The organism is Nostoc edaphicum CCNP1411 (genome assembly GCF_014023275.1).
Lineage (GTDB): Bacteria > Cyanobacteriota > Cyanobacteriia > Cyanobacteriales > Nostocaceae > Nostoc > Nostoc edaphicum_A.
The window spans coordinates 4,655,967-4,678,569 of record NZ_CP054698.1; the positions used below are offsets into that span (position 1 = coordinate 4,655,967).

21 protein-coding genes are annotated in these 22,603 nt (G+C 42.7%); 15 read left to right on the forward strand and 6 right to left on the reverse strand.

The annotated features are described in order from the left end of the window. Window positions 1–375 precede the first annotated feature (375 nt). Together HUN01_RS22125 and HUN01_RS22130 are read left to right on the forward strand one after the other, a co-directional pair. Window positions 376–927 carry a PEP-CTERM sorting domain-containing protein gene (locus tag HUN01_RS22125; RefSeq protein WP_181928001.1) on the forward strand — a complete coding sequence of 184 codons (552 nt, stop codon included), beginning with the start codon at window positions 376–378 and terminating at the stop codon, window positions 925–927. Window positions 928–1,153: 226 nt separating this feature from the next. Beyond that, the gene (locus HUN01_RS22130; protein WP_181928002.1) at window positions 1,154–2,743 is read left to right on the forward strand and encodes an alkaline phosphatase D family protein; all 1,590 of its coding nucleotides are present in this window, start codon (window positions 1,154–1,156) and stop codon (window positions 2,741–2,743) included. Between the two features lie 137 nt (window positions 2,744–2,880). On the opposite strand, the gene gcvP is transcribed toward HUN01_RS22130, so the two are convergent. From gcvP to gcvT, 3 genes are all read right to left on the reverse strand, one after another. Beyond that, on the reverse strand, window positions 2,881–5,811 hold the full coding sequence (gcvP, locus tag HUN01_RS22135) for an aminomethyl-transferring glycine dehydrogenase (protein ID WP_181928003.1): 2,931 nt from the start codon (window positions 5,809–5,811) through the stop codon (window positions 2,881–2,883). Between the two features lie 187 nt (window positions 5,812–5,998). Continuing rightward, entirely contained in the window at window positions 5,999–6,388 is a 390-nt protein-coding gene (gcvH, locus tag HUN01_RS22140) for a glycine cleavage system protein GcvH (protein WP_069072677.1), read from the reverse strand. A gap of 125 nt (window positions 6,389–6,513) precedes the next feature. Continuing rightward, window positions 6,514–7,650: a glycine cleavage system aminomethyltransferase GcvT gene (gene gcvT, locus HUN01_RS22145; protein WP_181928004.1), complete on the reverse strand. Its 1,137-nt coding sequence runs from the start codon at window positions 7,648–7,650 to the stop codon at window positions 6,514–6,516. A gap of 294 nt (window positions 7,651–7,944) precedes the next feature. On the opposite strand from gcvT, the gene HUN01_RS22150 reads away from it, so the two are divergent. The 5 genes from HUN01_RS22150 to HUN01_RS22170 all read left to right on the forward strand — a co-directional run bounded on the left by HUN01_RS22150 (window position 7,945) and on the right by HUN01_RS22170 (window position 12,510). Then, window positions 7,945–8,442 (forward strand): pentapeptide repeat-containing protein, encoded by a 498-nt coding sequence (locus tag HUN01_RS22150; protein WP_181928005.1) that lies wholly within the window; start codon window positions 7,945–7,947, stop codon window positions 8,440–8,442. A 489-nt stretch (window positions 8,443–8,931) separates the two neighbouring features. Continuing rightward, on the forward strand, window positions 8,932–9,921 hold the full coding sequence (locus HUN01_RS22155; RefSeq protein ID WP_181928006.1) for a choice-of-anchor A family protein: 990 nt from the start codon (window positions 8,932–8,934) through the stop codon (window positions 9,919–9,921). A 135-nt stretch (window positions 9,922–10,056) separates the two neighbouring features. Further along, window positions 10,057–11,076, forward strand: coding sequence for an ABC transporter ATP-binding protein (locus tag HUN01_RS22160; RefSeq protein WP_181928007.1), 1,020 nt, complete (start codon window positions 10,057–10,059; stop codon window positions 11,074–11,076). Between the two features lie 111 nt (window positions 11,077–11,187). Further along, window positions 11,188–12,075 (forward strand): ABC transporter permease, encoded by an 888-nt coding sequence (locus tag HUN01_RS22165; protein ID WP_181932776.1) that lies wholly within the window; start codon window positions 11,188–11,190, stop codon window positions 12,073–12,075. 36 nt (window positions 12,076–12,111) lie between these two features. Next, on the forward strand, window positions 12,112–12,510 hold the full coding sequence (locus HUN01_RS22170) for a hypothetical protein (RefSeq protein ID WP_181928008.1): 399 nt from the start codon (window positions 12,112–12,114) through the stop codon (window positions 12,508–12,510). Window positions 12,511–12,701: 191 nt separating this feature from the next. Here HUN01_RS22170 and HUN01_RS22175 read toward each other — a convergent pair whose 3' ends face one another. After that, window positions 12,702–13,139: a peroxiredoxin gene (locus tag HUN01_RS22175; protein WP_181928009.1), complete on the reverse strand. Its 438-nt coding sequence runs from the start codon at window positions 13,137–13,139 to the stop codon at window positions 12,702–12,704. Between the two features lie 193 nt (window positions 13,140–13,332). On the opposite strand from HUN01_RS22175, the gene HUN01_RS22180 reads away from it, so the two are divergent. From HUN01_RS22180 to HUN01_RS22195, 4 genes are all read left to right on the forward strand, one after another. Further along, entirely contained in the window at window positions 13,333–13,737 is a 405-nt protein-coding gene (locus HUN01_RS22180; RefSeq protein WP_069072670.1) for an Npun_F0494 family protein, read from the forward strand. A 320-nt stretch (window positions 13,738–14,057) separates the two neighbouring features. Next, window positions 14,058–15,542 carry a cobyric acid synthase CobQ gene (cobQ, locus tag HUN01_RS22185; RefSeq protein WP_181928010.1) on the forward strand — a complete coding sequence of 495 codons (1,485 nt, stop codon included), beginning with the start codon at window positions 14,058–14,060 and terminating at the stop codon, window positions 15,540–15,542. A 116-nt stretch (window positions 15,543–15,658) separates the two neighbouring features. Further along, the gene (locus tag HUN01_RS22190) at window positions 15,659–15,895 is read left to right on the forward strand and encodes a 2Fe-2S iron-sulfur cluster-binding protein (RefSeq protein WP_181928011.1); all 237 of its coding nucleotides are present in this window, start codon (window positions 15,659–15,661) and stop codon (window positions 15,893–15,895) included. 129 nt (window positions 15,896–16,024) lie between these two features. Continuing rightward, on the forward strand, window positions 16,025–16,471 hold the full coding sequence (locus HUN01_RS22195) for a DUF4332 domain-containing protein (RefSeq protein WP_181928012.1): 447 nt from the start codon (window positions 16,025–16,027) through the stop codon (window positions 16,469–16,471). Window positions 16,472–16,588: 117 nt separating this feature from the next. On the opposite strand, the gene HUN01_RS22200 is transcribed toward HUN01_RS22195, so the two are convergent. After that, complete coding sequence (locus tag HUN01_RS22200) at window positions 16,589–17,203, reverse strand: TetR/AcrR family transcriptional regulator (protein ID WP_181928013.1); 615 nt, start codon at window positions 17,201–17,203, stop codon at window positions 16,589–16,591. Between the two features lie 241 nt (window positions 17,204–17,444). Between HUN01_RS22200 and HUN01_RS35580 the strand changes: the two genes are divergently transcribed. The 3 genes from HUN01_RS35580 (at window position 17,445) to HUN01_RS22215 (ending at window position 20,081) form a co-directional block, all read left to right on the forward strand. Then, entirely contained in the window at window positions 17,445–19,106 is a 1,662-nt protein-coding gene (locus tag HUN01_RS35580; RefSeq protein ID WP_238845534.1) for a serine/threonine-protein kinase, read from the forward strand. A gap of 220 nt (window positions 19,107–19,326) precedes the next feature. After that, complete coding sequence (locus tag HUN01_RS22210) at window positions 19,327–19,746, forward strand: XisH family protein (protein WP_181928014.1); 420 nt, start codon at window positions 19,327–19,329, stop codon at window positions 19,744–19,746. Beyond that, complete coding sequence (locus tag HUN01_RS22215; RefSeq protein WP_181928015.1) at window positions 19,731–20,081, forward strand: XisI protein; 351 nt, start codon at window positions 19,731–19,733, stop codon at window positions 20,079–20,081. The genes HUN01_RS22210 and HUN01_RS22215 overlap by 16 nt, the downstream gene beginning before the upstream one ends. Before the next feature lie 482 nt (window positions 20,082–20,563). Here HUN01_RS22215 and HUN01_RS22220 read toward each other — a convergent pair whose 3' ends face one another. Then, window positions 20,564–20,971, reverse strand: coding sequence for a type II toxin-antitoxin system RelE/ParE family toxin (locus HUN01_RS22220; RefSeq protein ID WP_238845536.1), 408 nt, complete (start codon window positions 20,969–20,971; stop codon window positions 20,564–20,566). A gap of 39 nt (window positions 20,972–21,010) precedes the next feature. Between HUN01_RS22220 and HUN01_RS22225 the strand changes: the two genes are divergently transcribed. Then, window positions 21,011–22,597 carry a M16 family metallopeptidase gene (locus HUN01_RS22225; RefSeq protein ID WP_181932778.1) on the forward strand — a complete coding sequence of 529 codons (1,587 nt, stop codon included), beginning with the start codon at window positions 21,011–21,013 and terminating at the stop codon, window positions 22,595–22,597. Window positions 22,598–22,603: the final 6 nt, after the last annotated feature.

Genomic DNA, 22,603 nt, shown 5'->3' on the forward strand with positions numbered 1-22,603 from the left:
GGGATTTAGGGGGATCGAGATATGTGCAACTTCACATTAAATTGGTATAAGCTCCTTACTGAAGGTATATGCGGCAGACTACTGTTTGCGTAAGTCCTGATTTAGATGCCTTTACCCTGTGGTTATCGGCAAACTTAAATTAAATTTTATTTTTACCTTTGATTAAAGTCTGCTTAAACTCATAATCCTAAGATGGGGTGTCTCTAAACAATTGGAGACTTGTTTCTTTTTCTTGAAAAAGAGAAAATCATTGATTTCATAACTGTTCTAACTAGTTATGAATATCTGTTTGGAAAATAAGCAATTTAGAAACAAGCTATTTTTATGGCTTGTAGTTGCAATTGCTTAGAGAAGTTTATGGTGAGGAAAACTGAGATGAAATTAGTTTCAAAATTATTGGTTGCTGCTACTACTCTTACTTTAGGTTTTGCTACCGTAGATGCAAAATCTGCATCTGCTGCGATTCTTAATTATGCTTTCACAGTTGATAGTCCAGTAACTAAGGGAAGTGGCTTTTTTAGCTTTGATGACTCAACCTTCAGCAATGACTATAATCCTGAAGCTAGTATTCAGTCACTCTCTTTCAAATTTGATGGCGACTCTACCGTTTACACAGAACAAGATGATGCCAACTACCCAGATTTTCCTCTTGTCTTTCCAAGCATATCCTTAACAGGACAAACATATTTTGCATTAGATTATCAGTTCGATGATAAAGCTAATCCTTCCAGTTCTATCAGTTATGAAATTATTGGTGAGGATTTTACAATTTTCTCTAAAACTTCTCCAGATGTTGAACTAATATCTGGCACAGTTTCTTATAGACAAGTACCTGAACCTACACCTTTAGTTGGCACTCTCTTTGTTTGTAGCCTTGGCTGGATGATGAAGAAAAAAGTAGCATCAATGAAAAAGGTGAAAATCTAACTTGGTTAAGTTGATATTAACAATTTCTTTGCCAAGAATTAATCTCTTGTTAGTAGGCTTTTATGTGGGAAAACAACATCTAACACATTGATAGCAGAAGAGAAAATTGGGAATTAAAATCTCATTTTGGTCAGGGAATTAGTGATGAAGTTTTCTTCCGATTACCCTGCCTTCTTTGTGTTAGCTGTTGCTGTACTTTAACTTACCTGTTAGTCAGGAGTAGAGAATGGTAGATTACCGGAATTTTGAGCAGTTCCTGCACAGTCGAATCAAACGACGCAACTTAATTATCGGAGCAGGAGCATTATCTGGTTTAGCGATCGCAAATCAATTTCCTCAGCAAAGAGCGATCGCAAGAAGCAGATTTTCCAATTATCCTTTCACTTTGGGTGTAGCTTCGGGTGAACCCTATCCTACCAGCGTAGTGATCTGGACTCGTCTTGCTCCTGAACCCCTTAACGGAGGTGGAATGCCACCTCTGAATGTGCCAATTCGCTGGGAAGTTGCAACTGATTCTAATATGAGGCGGATTGTCTCTAGAGGTACGGTACTGGCAACTCCAGAACTAGCTCATTCAGTTCGAGTTGTGGTAGAAGGACTGCAATCTGATACTTGGTACTGGTATCGGTTTCTTGTCGGTCAAGACGCTAGCCCCATTGGTCGCACTCGTACAGCGCCTTTAGCAAATAGCTATTTGAATAAATTTAACTTTGGCCTAGTCTCTTGCCAAAACTATCAGCAGGGATTCTATACCGCCTACAAATATCTAGCACAGGAAGACCTCGATTTAGTAGTGCATGTTGGCGATTACATCTATGAAGGGGGAATCTCAAATAATGGCCCCAGACAGCACAACAGTGCAGAAATTGTGACTTTGGAAGATTACCGCAACCGTCACGCCCTCTATAAAACCGATACCAATCTGCAAGCAGCTCATGCAGCGTTTCCGTGGATTGTCACCTGGGATGACCACGAAGTAGAAAACAATTACGCCAACGATATTTCCGAAATTGATACTGAACCAGATCAGGATCGGGCAATTTTCCTCCAACGGCGAGCTGTTGCTTATCAGGCTTACTACGAACACATGCCACTACGCCCCTTCTCGCGTCCCGTTGGCCCCGATATGCAACTTTACCGTCGGCTTTCCTTTGGTAACTTAGCCACCTTCCATGTCTTAGATACTCGCCAATATCGCACCGATCAGCCCTGTGGTGATGGCACTAAAGAACGTTGCCCAGAAAATTTAGATCCGAATGCAACGATTACCGGCAAGGCACAGGAGGATTGGTTATTCGATGGTCTAAATAACTCAAAAGCGAAGTGGAATGTTTTGGCGCAGCAAGTACCAATTGCTCAAAGAGACACAACACCAGGAGAAGGCGGTACTTACAGCATGGATAAATGGGATGGTTATGTGGCTTCACGCGATCGCCTCATGGCTTTCCTTGGACAGCGCCAGCCCTCTAATCCAGTATCCTTAGCAGGCGATGTGCATTCTAACTGGGCAATGAATCTGAAGGCTAACTTTGATAACCCAGAATCCCCCACACTTGGGAGTGAATTCGTCGCTACCTCAATTAGCTCCGGTGGCGATGGGGCAGACAGCAACCCCAACGTTCAAGCTTACTTACCCGATAACCCACACATTAAGTTCTACAATAATCAACGGGGATATGTTCGCTGTGCCCTGACTCCCACAACCTGGAAGACAGACTATTTAGTTATGTCAAACGTCACAACCCCATTTGGCACGATTAGTAAGCGGGCTTCATTTGTGGTTGAAGATGGTCGTCCAGAAATACAACAAGCCTAATCGTCTAATTCCCAGGTATCACACCAGACAAAAATAGATAGAAACAGGTAAATCATCAGTGTTTATCTGTTTCTATCTATGTTTTCATTTTCATAAAGAGGAGTTAAGAGTTTTAATTCCTAACTCTTCACTTCACTTTAATAAGCATCCATTGGCAGACAAGAACAAACAAAATTCCTGTCGCCAAAGGCTGCATCAATGCGACCGACAGCAGGCCAGAATTTATACTCACGAGTCCAAGGCGCAGGATAGGCAGCTTGTTCGCGAGAATAGGGATGCTGCCATTCTCCAGTGATGAGACTTTCAGCCGTGTGGGGTGCGTTCTTCAAAAGATTATCTTGGGTATCCACCTTACCAATTTCTATTTCGGCAATTTCTTGGCGAATAGAAATCAGCGCATCACAGAAACGATCCAACTCTTGCTTAGATTCACTTTCTGTAGGTTCCACCATGATTGTACCCCCTACAGGCCAGGAGACAGTCGGCGCATGGAAACCATAATCCATGAGACGCTTGGCGACATCATCAATTTCGATCGCAGCGGATTTTTTTAGCGATCGCAAATCTAAAATACACTCATGGGCAACTAGACCATTTTTCCCTTGATACAAAACCGGATAATACGATTCCAGTTTCTTGGCCATGTAGTTAGCGTTGAGAATCGCCACCTTAGTTGCTTGGGTTAAACCATCTGCACCCATCATTGCAATGTACATCCAAGAAATCACCAAGATACTAGCACTACCCCAAGGTGCAGCCGCCACAGCACCAATATTAGAGTGCTGAGTGCTGAGTGCTGAGTGCTGAGTTGAGTTGTCAGTAACAACAGGGTGTCCGGGCAAAAATGGCACGAGATGAGAGGCGACACCAATAGGCCCCATACCAGGGCCACCGCCACCATGAGGAATACAGAAGGTTTTGTGCAAGTTTAAATGGCAGACATCTGCGCCAATATCTCCAGGACGGCAAATTCCGACTTGGGCGTTCATATTTGCCCCATCCATGTAAACTTGTCCACCATGACTGTGGACAACAGCGCAGATTTCCTGAATTGGCTCCTCAAAAACACCGTGAGTTGAGGGATATGTCACCATCAAGGCGGCTAATTCATTGCTGTGTTTTTCTGCCTTAGCCTTCAGGTCAGCAACATCAATATTACCTTGTGAGTCACAGGCAACAGCTACCACCTTCATCCCGCACATCACCGCACTTGCTGGGTTTGTCCCGTGTGCGGAGTTGGGAATCAAACAAACGTTGCGGTGTGCTTCACCCCGATTTTCGTGATACTGACGAATTACTAAAAGTCCGGCATACTCACCCTGAGAACCAGCATTTGGTTGTAGAGAAATTCCCGCAAAACCAGTAATTTCAGCCAACCATGTCTCAAGCTGCTCAAACAGAATTTGATAACCTTGCGTTTGTGACGCCGGGGCAAATGGATGAATCTTGCCAAATTCTTCCCAACTTACCGGAATCATCTCAGCAGTTGCATTCAACTTCATTGTGCAAGAACCCAAGGGAATCATCGATGTTGTTAGCGACAAGTCCTTGCTTTCAAGTTTGTGCAGATAGCGCAATAACTCGGTTTCTGAGTGATAGCGGTTAAATACAGGATGGGTGAGATAATTGCTTTGACGGGAGAGAGAAAGATGGGAGGATGAGGAAGAAGTTAATTCTTCTAAAGTGAAGGGTAAATCATCTGTACCAGCGAAAATCTTCCAGAGGTCGATTAAGTCTTCTGGTGTAGTTGTTTCATCCAGCGAAATACCAACAGTAGTTGCATCAAAAACCCGCAGGTTAATTTGAAGCTGTTCGCTAGCTGTCAAAATATCTTTTAAATTGTGTCTTCCCAGTTCGACTCGCAACGTATCAAAGAAATCTTTGGAAGCAATGCTGTAACCCAAACGCTTCAGACCTTCCGCCAGCAACACTGTCAAAGAGTGGATATTCTCAGCAATTTGCTTCAGTCCAGTAGGGCCATGATAGACCGCATACATACTTGCCATCACCGCCAGTAGCACTTGTGCAGTACAAATATTACTAGTAGCTTTTTCGCGGCGGATGTGCTGTTCGCGGGTTTGCAAAGCGAGACGTAATGCAGGCTTACCTCGGGCATCTTTTGATACACCCACAATTCGCCCTGGAACCAGCCGCTTATACTCTTCCTTCGTAGCAAAGTATGCCGCATGAGGCCCCCCAAACCCCAAAGGAATACCAAACCGCTGAGTGCTTCCGACAGCAATATCAGCGCCAAATTCACCAGGAGGGGTTAGCAAAGTTAAACTTAGAGGATCTGCTGCTACCGTTACCAATGCACCCTTAGCATGGGCTTTTTCTATAAAAGCGCGGTAGTCGTAAATGGTGCCATCACTTGCAGGGTATTGCAGAACAGCCCCAAAAATTGGTTGATCAAAATCAAATGTTTGATGATCGCCGACAATAATCTTAATCCCCAATGGTTTAGCACGTGTTTGCAACACATCAATGGTTTGGGGATGGCAGTCACCAGAGACAAAATAGGCATCTGCCTGATTTTTGGAGACACCATAGCTTAGGCTCATTGCTTCAGCTGCTGCTGTGGCTTCATCCAGTAACGAAGCATTGGCAATTTCCAAACCTGTGAGGTCGATAATCAGGGTTTGAAAATTTAGCAGCGCTTCTAGTCGCCCTTGGGCAATTTCTGGCTGATAAGGAGTGTAGGCAGTATACCAACCGGGGTTTTCTAGGATGTTACGCCCAATCACAGGTGGGGTAATACTGTCGTAATAGCCCATACCAATGTATGAACGGAAAACCTGATTTTTGGCAGCAACTTTTTTTAACGATGCCAGTGCTGTATACTCACTTTCTGCTTCTGGTAAATTTAGCGGTTGCTTCAGCCGAATTGCCTGTGGAACTGTTTGGTCGATTAGAGCATCCAGGCTGGGAAACCCCAAAACCTTAAGCATTTGCTGGATGTCATCGGAGTTCGGGCCAATGTGTCTTGGCACAAAACTACTTAACTTTTGACTTTTTTCGTCCAGCACTTGCTGCTCATTAGACTTGAGAATAGGGGCGTTCAATACCACAAATTACTCTCCAGATGGTACTATTTCATATTTTGCAATAAATACTCTTAAACTGGGGGCTGGGAACTGGGGATTAGGAAGATATTGGATAGGTGAATAAGAGTAATTGTTAATTACCTCCTCCACTCACCTACTCCCTTACTCTTCCACTCAGAACTCAGCACTCAGAACTCAGCACTCAGCACTCCTACTCGCCTTCTACTTGGGCGCGATACTCATCTGCTGTCAACGCATCCTCAACTTCACCAGGGTCATTGACGCGCACTTTCAAAAACCATCCTTCTCCGTAGGGGTCTTCTGATACTTCTTCGGGAGAATTAATTAAGGCTTCATTGCGTTCTATAACTGTGCCTGTTACTGGTGAATTCAGTTCTTCAACGGCTTTTACTGATTCAATTGTGCCAAAGTTTTCTCCTCTGGTAAGAGCATCGCCAATTTCTGGCAGTTCCAAAAAGACGATATCACCCAACTCATGTACGGCAAACTCAGTAATGCCTATAGTGGCAATTTCACCATCTATTCGCACGTATTCATGAGAATCCAGGTATCTAAAATCTTGAGGATATTCAAAAGACATATCACTTCCTCTCCCTTATCAAAAAAATTATTGCCCTAACAGTCATCCAAACCATATCTGGTAATGAACCTTACTGTAGATTGAGTAACTCACAACACATTATTCCTCAAAAACCTTGGCGCTTGTTAGTTGGTGACACGATTTTTTGACCGATAAAAGGGACGTTTAACCACAGCTGCTGGATAAGCTTTGCCACGAATTTCAACTTCTAGCTGCTGACCAACAGTTGCTAACTGGGTGGGAACGTAGGCTAAGGCAATGGGATAACCAAGTGTGGGCGACAGAGTTCCACTGGTAACTTCTCCCACGATTTTACCCGCGGATAACACTTGATAGCCGTGACGGGCAATGTTGCGTCCTTGGGTTTGCAAACCTACCAATCGGCGCTGCACTCCACTGGCTTTTTGCTGTGCTAAAACTTCCCGACCAATAAAATCGCCTTTGGTATCTAAGTGAACTAGCCAGCCCAAACCTGCTTCTAAGGGTGTGGTGATGTCATCGATATCTTGTCCGTAAAGCGCCATCGCCGCTTCTAGGCGCAGAGTGTCTCTCGCACCGAGTCCACAGGGAATAACACCAGCTTTATTGAGGGTTTGCCACAATTCTACTCCTACATCCGGGTCTACCATTACCTCAAAGCCATCTTCTCCGGTGTAACCTGTGCGGGCCAGGAAGGCAGGTTTCCCTAGTAGGGTTGCTTCTAGATGTCCGAAGGCTTTGATTGGTTGTAGGTCTTCTTGCACTAAGGGCTGGAGATATTTAATCGCTTTTGGCCCCTGTACGGCAATTAAGACTTTATCTGGTGAAAGGTCTTGGAATTGTACCTTATCCAGGTCAAGGTGTTGCAATAGCCATGCTTTATCTTTATTGGAGGTTGCCGCATTGACTATGATGAATGCTCTCTGTATACCAGCAGCGTCTTCACCTTGATAATAAACAATGATGTCGTCAATAATTCCGGCTTGGGGATTTAACAATACGGTGTATTGTGCTTGACCGGGTTGCAAACGACTCAAGTCGGAAGGCACTAATGGTTGGAGTTGGGAAATGAGGTCTTTACCTTGGAGGGTAAATTTGCCCATGTGGGAAATATCGAACATTCCGGCTGTATTTCTTACAGCCTCATGTTCGCGGCTAATGCCACTAAATTGCACAGGCATTTCCCAGCCCCCAAAGCTAGTAAAGCGTGCTCTGAGTTCTACACCCACTTGATATAAAGGGGTTCGCGCCAGAGATTGGGCGTTGTCTTCTTGATTAGCCACAGGTAATTTTGCGATCGCACCTCAACATCTATCATCCTAAGAGATGCTTTCTGGTTTTACAGTCTTGTGTATCATGTGTATCAAATTTGGGCATTGGGCATTGGGCATTGAAAAGAGGTAATTTTTTATTCTCCCCCTTGCCCCCTGCACCCTGCTCCCCTGCTTCTTCCTTGTCTCCCTCATCTCCCCATGCTCCCCTGCCTCCTCATCTCCCTTATTCCCCACTCCCTTTGTCGCCTTCTGTGAGGTTTAATAGTTAATGATGCAAGTGTTGAGATTTATTAAGAAGAGATTATGAAATATTGGCAACTGTTAGCGAGCTTTGTCTTAGCTATGGTTCTTTTTTGCTTTCCCCTATCGGCGCAAGCTGCAAGTTCTTCCAGTATTACCCGTTCTGTGGGTAATGATGAACTTAAGGGCAAAGATTACTCTGGTCAAAGTTTAATTGGCACTGAGTTTACTAATCTCAAATTAGAGAATGCTAATTTTAGCAATGCTGACTTACGTGGCGGTGTGTTTAACGGTAGTGTATTGGAGGGAGTAAATCTGCATGGTGTTGATTTTAGTGAAGGCATAGCCTATCTCACAAGGTTTAAAAATGCTGATTTAAGTGATGCTGTGTTGACTGATGCAATGATGCTGCGTTCCACTTTTGATGATGTGAATGTCACGGGTGCTGATTTTACGAATGCAATTTTAGATGGGATACAAGTGAAAAAACTTTGTGTTAAGGCAAGTGGTGTGAATTCTAAAACTGGTGTGGATACTCGCAATTCTTTAGGATGTAACTAGACTGTCAACGAATTTTATATTTTAAATTTTGGATTTGGGATTGAAGATTCAAAATCCAAAATTTAAAACGTAACTTGTCAGGAAATGTGAAACTGTCTGAGTAACTGCCTCACCAATTTGAGTTATACGATTAGTAGGCAATAGGCAAGAAGGCAATAGGCAAGAAGGCTTTCTGAACTGTACGGTGTTTTTTCAAAAATCAAAAATGAGTACTATCGCATTGATGACATCAAATAAAGTGTCGATTAACATAGGTATTGTGCCGGAATTAGCTCACTACTAGCAGTAGCAACCACCTCAAATGCGATCGCCATTGCTGATAGTTTTTTAGGCGTTTTAGTCAACAGTAAATCTGCGGTTGAATAAATATTTTAGGTAAAAATATACAGTATTCTGCCAGATATGAAACTTCAATGAAAAGAGCTAGCATACTAATGCCATCTTTTATTTATACCCATAGGATCATGTTGATGATTCCTAAAACAAAAGATGACATCCAAAACCTATTATGTTTGGGGACTAGTAGCCGCTCCAATTGTAGTTACTCTGGCGCTGGGTTTCTCAGCAAGAGCGAATGCAGTTGAGTTAGGTGCTGCCTCTGATTACAATGTGTTTGTTTTGGGAGATATCTCTCAACAATATACAGATATTGAAGGAAAACTTGCTGCTGGCGGTAACGTGAATTTCGTTGGCGGACTTGGAAGTAGACTTTCTGGCAATAGCGGTAACGTAGTAGTAGCTGGGCAAAACTTATCTTTAAGCAACGGTCAAGTCTACCACGGTAATGCTGTCTACGGAGGTAGCGCTAATGTTTCCGGCAATGTGGGATTTCCACAGGGAACTCTCAGCCAGGGTAATCCTATCGACTTTGATGCAGCAGGGGAAGAATTGCGATCGCTATCTGAATATTTAGCAACCTTGACTCCTACTGGTAACACAACAGTTCAACCTTGGGGTGCTATTAACCTAAGTGGCAGTGGTACTGCTTTCAATGTTTTTAATCTTGCTGGCTCAGATGTCTCCAAGACCAACTATTTTGAAATTAAGGGGGACGCGAATTCGACTATCGTTGTCAATATCAGCGGTAAGGATGTGTCCTTGCAAAACTTTGGTTTCAATATCATTGGCACAAATAAACAAAAGGTGATCTACAACTTCTATGAAGCAACAAACCTAACTGCTAGTGGGATTGGCATCGAAGGTAGTATTCTTGCTCCTTTGGCTAATTTCAATTTCAATAACGGTCAAGTTAACGGCAATGTGGTAGTAGCTTCCTTGACAGGAAATGGCGAGTCTCACAACTATCTGTTTAATGGTGATTTGCCAGATGTCCCAACTAAGTACTACACTCAGCCTCCGACTCCGGCTCCGACTCCGACTCAGGTTCCAGAACCAGCAAATCTTCCAGGATTAGGATTAATTGGTGTAGCATTTGGTTTATTTCGCTACAAACGTAATCAAACAACTTGCCTAAAATAATTAAAAATTTTTGGCAGCATAGCGCATGACGCGAACTTATTTACAGATTTTCGCTCATGCGCTATTTCCTTGCTCCCTACCTTCTACAATAAGGATAGACTTTATTGAGATTTGTATAGTTGGGGATAGGCTGTCATGGCTCCCGCCGTTTTAATTCAAAATCTGCAAAAACGCTACGGTACAGTGGTTGCCGTCCAGGATGTTTCCTTTCAGGTTGAACCAGGAGAAATTTTTGGTTTACTTGGCCCCAACGGTGCTGGGAAAACTACTACCTTGCGTGCCTTGTGTACACTGACCACACCGGATGCTGGCAAAATCGAAGTATCTGGCATCTCTGTGTTAGATAATCCCAGAGTCGCAAGACAACGATTAGGCTATGTAGCTCAGGAAGTCGCTATAGATAAGGTGTTGACTGGAAAAGAACTGCTGCAATTGCAAGCAGCACTTTATCACCTCCCAGGCGCAATAGCCAAACAGCGCATTGAGACAGTCTTAGATTTACTCGGTTTGCAAGAATACGCCAATAAAAAGACAGGAACCTACTCTGGCGGTTTACGCAAGCGCCTAGACTTGGCTGCGGGGTTGCTCCATGCACCGGATGTTTTGGTGTTGGATGAGCCAACTGTGGGACTTGACATAGAAACCCGTTTTGTGGTATGGGATTTCCTGAGAAAATTACGCGCCTCTGGAACGACGGTAGTAATTACCAGCCATTACTTAGAAGAAATTGACGCCCTAGCCGATCGCGTGGCAATTATAGATCGCGGCGTTGTGATTGCCAGTGGGACACCTTCACAATTGAAAGATCAAGTAGGTGGCGATCGCATTACCTTACGAATCCGCGAGTTTTCTCCCATTGAGGAAGCAGAAATTGCCAAAAATCTCTTGCAACCTTTGCCCTTTGTCCAAGAAGTAATCATCAACAGCGCTCAAGGGAATTCCCTTAACTTGGTGGTGACACCTCAAAACGATGTTCTGATTAACATACAGCAAGCGCTGAATACTGCTGGCTTGCCCATTTTTGGCATCGCCCAATCTCGCCCCAGCCTTGATGACGTTTACCTCGCCGCCACAGGACGCACCCTGATGGATGCAGAACTCGCAGCCGTTGCCACTCGCGATCCCAAGGCTGAGAAGAAGCAGAATATGAGATAGGGAATGGGGAATGGGGAATGGGGAATGGGGGAGAAATAACCAATGCCCAATGCCCAATTCCCAATGCCCTATCTAGAATTCAAAATTCAAAATCCAAAATCCAAAATTGCCATGAGTGTTACTCCTAAATCTGATATCAATTGGCAGCCGCTAGCATCGCCGCAAGCAGATGCTAATACTGCACCTAACTTTTTCGGTGAATTGGTACAAGAGACGCTGGCTTTAACTCGTCGCTTGTTTATTCAGTTGCAACGCCGTCCCTCATCTTTGATTGCTGGAATTATTCAGCCAGTAATGTGGTTGATACTGTTTGGGGCTTTGTTCCAAAATGCTCCCAAGGGTATATTTGGTAACACAACAAATTACGGTCAATTTTTAGCTGCTGGCATCATTGTGTTTACAGCCTTTGCTGGGGCGCTAAATGCTGGTTTACCGGTAATGTTTGACCGCGAGTTTGGCTTTTTGAATCGTTTGCTGGTGGCACCTTTAGCATCGCGCTTTTCTATTGTCTTTGCTTCAGCCATCTTCATCATCAGCCAAAGTTTGCTGCAAGCAGCGGTGATTGTAGCAGCAGCGGCATTCTTGGGGGCTGGACTACCAGATGCAGTAGGTTTAAGTGCGATCGCTCTAATTGTCTTACTCTTAGCTTTGGGTGTTACAGCCATCTCCCTCGGTTTAGCTTTCGCTCTACCCGGACACATTGAATTGATTGCAGTGATTTTCGTCACTAATCTACCATTATTGTTTGCTAGTACTGCTTTGGCACCTCTATCCTTCATGCCTCAGTGGTTGCAGGTTATCGCTACCTTGAATCCTCTCAGCTATGCGATCGAACCAATTCGCTATCTCTATCTCCACAGTCATTGGGGACTAGGTAGTGTAGTAATGCAAGCTCCTTGGGGTGATGTTACCTTTGGGGGAGCGTTGCTGGTGTTGTTTGGCTTTGCCCTTGTCGCCTTGCTGAGTATTCAACCCCAACTGCGGCGGACTCTTGCCTAAAGAGATAAAATAGAGCAATTTTAGCGTCAAAATCCCATGAAAAAACCATTTTTACAAATTACTAGACTCCTTGTGGCCACCGTGGCAGGAATCAGCTTTACTTCCTTGCTCATGGCTCAACCCAGTTCGGCTCAAATCAGCAGCCCAGCCGATGCTTTTCCCAGTAATAGTACAACAGACCAAAATACCGACCCTTTCTCCCGCACGAACTCAGATAATTTCAATATGTTTGATCTGATTCATCGGGCGAATTTCGGGACTCTCAACTGGAATTCTGACCAGCAGAACGAAAAATTAGACTCAGCAGCAGCAGCATTTAAAGCAAGGCAACAAAAACTAATTCAAGGTCAGAAACAGCAAGCAACCCCCAGTTTGCCAACGGTTACACTACCATCAGTTACGCCGCCATCGGCTACACCATCATCAGGTAACTGAAATCAAACAAAGAACCCCAAGCCTTTTGTACAATGCCTAAGCTAGTTTTGAGCGTTTGTAGTAAGCACTTCAGTGCTTAGAAAATAAGGACTAAAGTCCTTACTACAAACTTGTTTCTCAATTTAAACTGGACACACTACTAAGGCTTGGGGTTAAGACTAGTTAAAAATTCTTAGTTCTCAGGTAAAAAACTACAACCCTAGTACAGCTAAAACATCGCTAGCATGGGTGGTGGTATTTACACTACTGTCAACATGGGTAATTTTACCGCTAGGGTCAATTACGTAAGTAACGCGCTTGGCATAACCGCCGCCATCCACATCGAAAGCTTTGATGAGGGATTTGTCGCTATCAGCCAGTAGGGGAAAATTCAAATTATATTTTTGGGTGAATGCCTGATGGGAGACTTCATCATCTGCACTGACTCCCAAGATTACAATATCTTTTCCTTGATATTGAGACTGGGCATCCCGAAAACTACAGGCTTGTTTGGTGCAACCTGGCGTATCATCCTTGGGGTAAAAATACAAAACGACTGTCTTTCCGGCAAAATCAGATAACGATACTGTGTTGCCGTTTGTATCTTTGGCGGTAAATGCAGGTGCATCCGTACCAACTGCTAGAGGCATAATTAACCTTTCCTGTTTCAGATTGTTGATGCACTTGAAATTTTACATTAATTTATAATGATTAAATATAATTATCAAAAAATAGCAGAACTATACTTTAGGTAACTAATTTTGGTTAAATAAAATATCTGCTACAAAAAAAGTCAATTCTAAAATTAATCTTTTTGAGAAGAAAAATTTCTACCCATACACAATGCCTGCTGTTGATTCCCAAAACCCAAATATTTTTGTCTATCCTCAGAGCACAGTAGAAAGAGCCGAGCGATCGCTAGTGTGTTCACCCTTTAACGTATCTTTATTTGAAGTCATGGGACACCAGAGTGTGTCATTAGCTGCGATCGCCTTAGAAAATGGACTCAAGCAGGGCTATACTAAGCGCCCTTTATCAGAATTAGCGTGTGATAACGCCTTGGGCTGGCTGATTCAAGTGGGTGTATTGCGTCGAGAAGTCGATGGTCAGGGCATTACAGATAGTTTTCGCCTCACTCCCTTGGGACGCCAGTTGGTGGAACAGTACCAGGGAAAAAATTGGCGGACTGCTTCATGGCGCGATCGTTTATCCGATATTGTGATTCGTTGGTTACGGATACCTTTTTAGAATAAAAAACCAAAGAGTTAGGATTAGGGAATCAAAGGGAACAATATATACGGAAACATCACATCTATTCATGAAGTCTTTACCATAATCATTTGACTTAAATTTGTGCATGGGGCATTGGGAATTGGGCATGGGGCATTGGGCATGGAAAAGAGGCAGAGGGGCGGGGTGCGGGGGGAACAGGGGAAAACTTTTCTCCCTTTCTCCCTGCTCCCTGCCCCTGCTCCCTGCTCCTGCTTTTTAAATGATGGATGGATTGTCTGGTGACTATTCACTCCTAAAATTCACCCTTATCTAGAAAAACTAACTAAATAACAACTATGAAATCAATTATGGTAGTGGGGACAACATCCCATGCAGGGAAATCACTTTTAACCACAGCTATTTGTCGTATTCTGTCGCGGCGTGGTTGGCGAGTGGCTCCTTTTAAAGGTCAAAATATGGCTTTAAATGCTTATGTCACTGCCAGTGGTGGAGAAATTGGCTATGCCCAAGCAGTACAAGCTTGGGCGGCGGGAGTAGTGCCTTGGGTAGAAATGAACCCAATTTTACTCAAACCCCAAGGAGATATGACCTCCCAAGTAATTATTAAAGGTAGGTCTGTAGGTAAAGTGAGTGCCTCAGATTACTACGAGCAATATTTTGAACTGGGGTGGCGGACAATTGAAGAATCGCTACAGCATTTAGGAACAGAATTTGATTTGCTGGTTTGTGAAGGTGCTGGTAGTCCAGCAGAGATTAACCTCAAGCACCGCGACTTAACTAATATGCGGGTGGCGAAATATTTGAATGCGCCAACAATGTTAGTAGTTGATATTGATCGGGGTGGTGCTTTTGCCCACGTAGTAGGCACTCTAGAGTTATTGGAACCAGATGAACGCGCCCTAATTAAGGGTGTAGTAATTAACAAGTTTCGAGGACAGCGATCGCTCCTAGATTCGGGGATAAAATGGTTAGAAGAACGGACAGGTATCCCCGTGATCGGTGTTATACCCTACTTGCAAGAAATGTTTCCAGCAGAAGACTCCCTTGACCTGCTAGAACGTCAATCATCGTCGAATAAAGCCCAAACGGATCTCAATATTGCTGTTATCCGCTTACCAAGAATTGCCAACTTCACCGACTTTGACCCATTAGAATCAGAAAGTACAGTTTCAGTAAAATACTTAAGTCCTAAGCAAGATTTAGGACATCCTGATGCCGTGATTATTCCAGGTACAAAAACCACAATTGCTGATTTGTTACTGCTGCAAAAAAGCGGTATGGCAGAAGCCATCCAAAACTATGCTGCTTCTGGTGGGACGGTTTTAGGTATCTGCGGTGGCTATCAAATGCTTGGTCAAATCATCGCCGATCCAGAAGGGATAGAAGGACAAGCTGGCAGATTTCAAGGGTTAAATCTTTTACCAATCAGAACTGTAATTACAGGACAAAAAATCGCTCGCCAGCGCCAAGTTAGCTCAAATTATCCGCAACAGGGCTTGCCAGTCAATGGCTTTGAAATCCACCAAGGGCGATCGCGCATCGAACAACAAGGTATCGACCCCCAATCCTACCACGCCCTATTTGACGATATTAATTTAGGATTAGTGGATAGTTGTCAATCGGTGTGGGGAAGTTATCTTCACGGGCTGTTTGATAACGGCCCTTGGCGACGGGCTTGGTTAAATCGCCTCCGTCAACAGCGGGGTTTAAAATCTTTGCCCACTGGTGTTGCTAACTATCGAGAACAGCGAGAGCAGATTTTGGACTCTTTAGCCACTGAAGTTGAAAGCCATTTAGATTTAAGTCTGTTTTTGTCTTAAGCTAAAATACATTGAAATGCAGATTTTTTCGTTAAGACCGTCATTTGTCATTGGTCATTTGCAAAGGACAACTGACAAAGGACGAATGACAAGACTAAATTAAATGCGTAACACTGATGATTGTTTGTGTCCGCTTTTTACCAGATGATGTCACAGTAGATGCCGAGGTGGGAGAAGCCCTCTTAGATGTAGCAGAGAGGGCTGGGGTATTTATTCCCACCGGTTGTCTCATGGGGTCTTGTCACGCTTGCACTGTGGAGTTAGAGGATGGAGAAATCATCCGTGCTTGTATCACCGCAGTACCACCACGGAAGGAATTAACAATTAATTTGTTTAGCGATCCAACTTGGTAAGGGACTTCCAAGAAATACAGTAGAATTCAGAATTCAGGAGTCATTTGCCAAGTTCAAAGGGGTAAAAGACTTTGAACGTAGTTTGCGCGATCGCGTCACAATATTTCAAGAAGCCTATATTTTAGAAAAATGTCTGCTAAACACAAAGATAGTAGAAGTACTATGCAATCTCGTGACTGGCCAATTGAGCAACTACCTGGGTTGAGCCACGAGGAACAATGTCAACTGCAAAATTGTGGGATTAGTAGCACAGTAGTACTATTCAAACAAGGGAAAACTTTAGAAGAAAGACTAGCATTAGCAAATAAACTACAGATTCATCTTCAACATATAAATAAATGGATGGCTTTAGCTGACTTGGCGCGTATTCCTAGTGTAGGTACACAATATTGTGGTTTATTGCTCCATGCGGGTATTGGTTCTGTAGTGCAGTTAGCTCAAACTCCCACTCACCGACTGCACCAACAAATTATGCGCTTGCAAGTAGCAACAATGCAGCGACGAGATTTGTGTCCAGCAATTGAGCTAGTACAACAGTGGAGTCAGCAAGCGAAAACATTAGGGATTGGGGATTAGGGACTGGGGAGTGGGGACTGGGGGAGATAGGGTGATGAGGGGGGATGAGGGAGAAATATTGAACAAGTTTCTTCCCAATGCCCAATGCCCAATGCCCAATGCCCAATTCCCAATTCCCTACTCTTTTGCTAAAACACCATTAAGGAAGATATCAGCGAGTCCTTCGGCCATTTCCTGCATTTGTTGGGGGGAAGCGTCAGGTTCTATGATGGTGTTGTTGGAAAAACCTGCGATCGCAAACATTCCTAAAAAAACTTTGGCAACTAGCTTGGCGTCAGTTTGACGATAAATGCCTTTATCCATCGCTGTTTGAAAGAATGCTTCGCCGACATCGGTCATTTTGTTAATAACTTCTAATTGAATGCGATCGCGCAAGTCGGGGTGAAACTGCACTTCCATAAAACAAACGCGCATTAAATCGGCATTTTTTTGGAAATTCCACATCCGACGGCGCATCACCTGAGCTACGGCTTTATAGCTGCCCATTTCACTCAATTCTGTTAGCAAATCTGTTAGAATTTCTACCCAGCCACTCGTGGCTACTTCCACTAAAATTGCTTTTTTATTAGGAAAATGACGAAATAGAGTGCCTTCAGCTACACCTGCCGCCTGCGCTAAATCACGGGTGGTAGTGCCATCAAATCCTTGAGAGGCGAACAACTTTTGTGCTGCCTGTAAAATTCGGGTGCGCGTCTGAGCCTCTGAGGGTGGGGAAGAATTAAAAACTCGCATAACAGTTATGGTGAAATGTGCGGAACATTACTTGTAGCATTATTGTCTACTGTCAGGGGCAAAAATCACAGAAAGCGTAATACAAGATTAACGCTCTCAATAAATTGAGCAGCATCCAAGTATGTTAATTAATGTAAAAATGCTCAAACTTTGGTCAGCAAATACTCATGTATGGGTTTATGAATTAATCAAGAGTTTGTATGTGCCATAATGAACACGATATATACTTAACCATAAATCGATGGTTTGGACACCTGGGCAAAGGTTACAAGGCGATAAGTACATCATTAAGCAGGTTTTAGGACAAGGTGGATTTGGTATAACTTACAAAGCCAGACATACCTTTTTGAATAACTTAGTAGTGATTAAAACACCTAATGAAAGCTTGCAAACTGATCCAGAATACCCCAAATACGTCAAAAGATTTATTGATGAGGGAAGGCGACTAGAACAGTTATCACAAAGACAACATCCTAATATTGTCAGAATTAGGGATTTGTTTTATGAAGGCGGTACATATTGCCTAGTGATGGACTTTGTACAAGGACAGAGTTTATTTAGTTTAGTGCAGCAACAAGGTAAATTACCAGCAGATGTAGCTGTGCAGTATCTTGAACAAATTGCTCAAGCTTTGATTGTAGTGCATCAAGCTGGGTTAGTACATCGAGATGCACACCCAGGTAATATTATGGTGCAGCAAGATGGCAAAGCTGTGCTAATTGACTTTGGTATTGCTGGCGAAGCTGTTCCCACCACTATTAGCTCAAAAGTTTTTGCTAATCCCGCCTTTGCACCTTACGAACAGATGCGGGGTGGACGTGAACCTAGTATTGATGTTTACTCTCTGGCTGCTTCTTTATATTATGCTATTACAGGTCAACTCCCTGGCGCAGCACTGGAAAGGAAGATATATAATGTCTCCTTAATTCCGCCACAGCAACACGAACCTAGTCTTAACGATAACTTAAATCAGGCAATAATCCAGGGGATGGAGTTAGAACCGGAAAATCGCCCCCAGTCTATGCAGAAATGGTTGGAGTTGTTAAAAGAACCTGTTAAGAAAGTTACTCCTCAACCAGATTCATATTCACAAGTATTACCAACGACAAGTGGAAGTTTTAGTTCAGGTAGTTCTTCTCAGAAAAAAAATCCTGTGAAGAATGAACATTCTCAACCTAAGCAGATACAAAAACCTGCGGCCAAGTCTTCATCAGATGATTTAAAGTCTGAGAGAAATGTAAATTATGAAAAGCTGCGAGATTTACTCAAAGCGGGTAAATGGAAAGAAGCTGATGAGGAAACTCTTGTGGTTATGCTGAAAACAGCAAACAGAATAAATCAAGGTTGGTTAGATATTAAATCTATCAAAAATTTTTCTAGCACCGACCTGCGGACAATTGACCAACTTTGGGTAAAATATAGCAAGGGTAAATTTGGTTTTAGTGTGCAGAAACGCATTTGGCAAAGCGTTGGTGGAGGCAGTTATAATTTTAGACAAAAAAATATGCTTGAGTTTGGCAGACAACTTGGCTGGTATGTGAATATTGCAGATGTGAATAATGGAGCATGGAGAGCTATCAATAAGTTCCAGTTCACAATTGATACTGCTTATGTAGGTCATCTGCCATCAGTTTATCATGCTGGACTACATGGTGATTTTTGTGTGAGATTATATAATTTTTTATTTTTTTTATACCTTTTGTCATTGCCTCCTATGCTAATAGGAATATTTTTAGTGAGTTTAAAGTTAATTACTAGTAACAATCATCCGGTGGTGGTCATCTGTGGCACGATATCGATATTTAATATGATGATGCCTCCATTGATGACATTAGCATATAGAACAGCATGGAGAAAAACTAGGAAATTATATGCTGCTCTTTTCACTCATTCAGAGTTGTAAATTATTATAGTATCGTAGCTTGGAGAGCCACTGCGTTGGTTTGGTTGCCAAAGTTGTAGCAAGTGGTGTTTGAGGAAAGAAGCCCAACAGCAATACAATAAAGTTAGGACATGATGAGGCGATCACAGCTATCCATTGTTAATTACCATCTGACTGCCTCTAGATGCAGCTAAAATTGGTTATAAATACCCCTGTAATTCTCATATTTTAAGATTTTGGTGTGCCAGCAAAAGATATTTACCACGACACTGTGAAATTTGCCTTGCAGAAAGATGGCTGGACAATTACCCATGATCCCTTTCCATTGCAAATAGGCAAAAAACGGCTATCTGCCGATTTGGGTGCAGAACGTCTCATCAGTGCTGAAAAAGAAACTCAAAGGATTGTTGTTGAAGTGAAGAGTTTTGTAGGACAGTCTGATGTGAAAGATTTAGAGCAAGCATTGGGGCAGTATGTCCTGTATCGTCAAATTATGAATGAAATGGGAACTGATCGCCAGCTTTATCTTGCTGTTTCTCAACTAACATTTAACAGCGTGTTTACTATAGAATTAGGACAAGTGTTACTCAAAAACCAAATTATTAAGCTAATTGTTTTTGATGATGAAAATGAGGTGATCTTGCAATGGATACCCGATTAAAATACCCAAATATTATTAAAAGTGTACTCCAAAACCATGCCGATTACCGAAATAACCTACCCGATGGTTATACCTCTCAAGTTTTATTTGATGATGAGCGTGGACAATATTTAGTTTTGGACATAGGTTGGAGTGGCGATAAATATCTTCATAGTACACCCATTCATCTAAGTTTAATTGATGATAAAATTTGGATTCAATATGATGATACAGAAGAAGGTATAGCAACTGATCTGCTGAAAGCCGGAGTGCCTAAAGAAGATATAGTTCTCGGCTTTCGCCATCCTAAAGTACGGAAGTATACGAGTTTTGCTGTAATATCAGACAACAAATAAACAAGTTTATTAAACAATACCTTTGCCAAAATAAGAGCCTAGATAAATTTTGGCAAAAACGGCAAAACTAAGCATATATAAGCGGTTTGATGAAAATGTGGTTTGGAATCTGAAACCCTTACCCTGCCGTCAATACGTTAAAAAAAACTTGTGAGAAACCTTAAAGGAATTTTTAGTACTGATTGTTTTTGCCAACCCTCACAGAAATGGGAGTTAATGGTTAAAGTATCATCATCTCACCCTCATAAATTGGCGAAGGTATTGTTAAATTTCAATATTTCTTTGTTTCCAGTAATTAGAGGATGTTTTAAAAGTCCTCTAAGAGGATGTTTTAAAACTCATGATTGATGTATAAAATATTTCTTTACCCCACCCTAACCCTCCCCTTATAAAGGGGAGGGAACCGGATTTTCTTGTTTCCCACCTTTATAAGGGGGGATTAAGGGGGGTAATAATTCGGTTAAAGTCACAGCTAACTACTTTTAAAACATCCTCTTAGGCTTACGCTTACAATGTGCGATCGCTATAACCCAAATTACTTCTTCAAGTTCCGTATAAAAAATCAGATGAGGAAAACGTTGAATATTATAACGGCGTATCCTTTCAATCTTGTGTGGAGTTCTTAAACTTGGGTTTTGCTGGATTTTTAGAATAACTTTTTCTACTTCAGTCAATAAATATAGCCCTAAACCAACTTTTTGAGCTTCGTACACTATTGCTTCATCAAGCTCCTTTCGCGCTTCGGTGTGGACAATAATAAACTTCACGAATACTATTATGCACTGGATTGCTGATATCGTCCGTAGATTATGGGTGCGATCAGCTATGCTGGGCGGAACGCCATCGCCTACGGTGGAGCATCGCTCATCGCTTACAATGGGGCGGAGCATAATTGCATTTATATCTCATTACTCACAGTCCTAAAGCTCATGAATCAATCTAGTCGTTCAATATCCCGGCGGCTGTTAGCAATTTTGTTAGTAACAGTCGTTCTTTGGTGGGGGTGGACACCAAAAATGGCGTTAGCACAAACGCCAACCACTCTCCAACCCAGTAAAACACCAACATCTAAAGTTCAAACTTCAATTCAACCTTATTTAGATCGCGTAATTAAAGAATTGACAGAGTTCCGTTTAGATAATGGGATGAAGTTTATTGTCTTGGAACGACATCAAGCGCCAGTAGTTTCTTTTCTTACTTATGCGAATGTCGGTGGTGTGGATGAGCCAGATGGCAAAACTGGCGTAGCTCACTTTCTGGAACATTTAGCATTTAAAGGCACGACGCGCATTGGTACAGAAGACTACAAAAAAGAAAAACCACTACTTGAAACCTTAGAACGGTTAGATGCCCAAATTAAAACAGCAAAAACCGATGGCAAAAAAGATGAGGTTGCACGCCTAGAAGCTGAGTTTAAGAAAGTAGAATCGCAAGCAGCCAAGCTAGTCAAGCAAAACGAATTGGGGCAAATTGTTGAACAAGCGGGAGGCGTGGGTTTAAATGCCAATACTTCAACTGAAGCTACCCGTTATCTGTACAGCTTTCCTGCTAATAAGTTAGAACTTTGGATGTCATTGGAATCGGAGCGATTTCTTGATCCTGTAATTCGTCGTGAGTTTTATAAAGAAAGAGATGTCATTTTAGAAGAACGACGGATGCGGGTAGATAATTCACCCATTGGCATGATGGTGGAAAAGTTTATCGATACTGCTTACAAAGCCCATCCTTACAGGCGTCCGGTGATTGGTTATGACGAAGATATTCGCAATCTGACACCAGAAGATGTCCAAAAGTTTTTTGATACTCACTACGTACCAAGTAATTTGACCATTGCCATTGTCGGAGATGTTAACCCGGCTGAGGTTAAAAAACTGGCGCAAACTTATTTTGGCCGCTATGAAGCCAAAACCAAAGCTGTTGAACAAATCCCGGTGGAACCGCCACAACAACAAACACGGGAAGTTACTTTACAACTACCTTCTCAACCTTGGTATTTAGAAGGTTATCATCGTCCGGCAATTACTCATCCAGATAATGCAGTCTATGAAATCATTGGCAGTTTATTAAGTGATGGGCGCACCTCGCGGCTGTATAAATCTTTGGTAGAAAAGCAGCGTTTGGCGCTAAATGCCCAAGGTTTTAGCGGATTTCCTGGAGATAAGTATCCAAACCTGATGTTGTTCTATGCTCTCACGGCTCCTGGTCATACAGTTGATGAGTTGGCAGTGGCTTTGCGTCAAGAAATTGACAAATTAAAAACTGTGCCTGTAGCGGTGGCTGATTTAGAACGGGTGAAAACCCAAGCACGGGCGAGTTTATTACGTACCCTCGATTCCAATATGGGGATGGCTCAACAATTGTTGGAATATGAGGTGAAAACTGGCTCTTGGCGGAATTTGTTTAAGCAATTGGATGACATTTCGGCGGTGACAACGACTGATATTGTGCGGGTGGCTAAGGAAACGTTTACGGCAAAAAATCGGACGATTGGTAAGCTGTTGTCAAAAGAAGCTTAAGAGAAA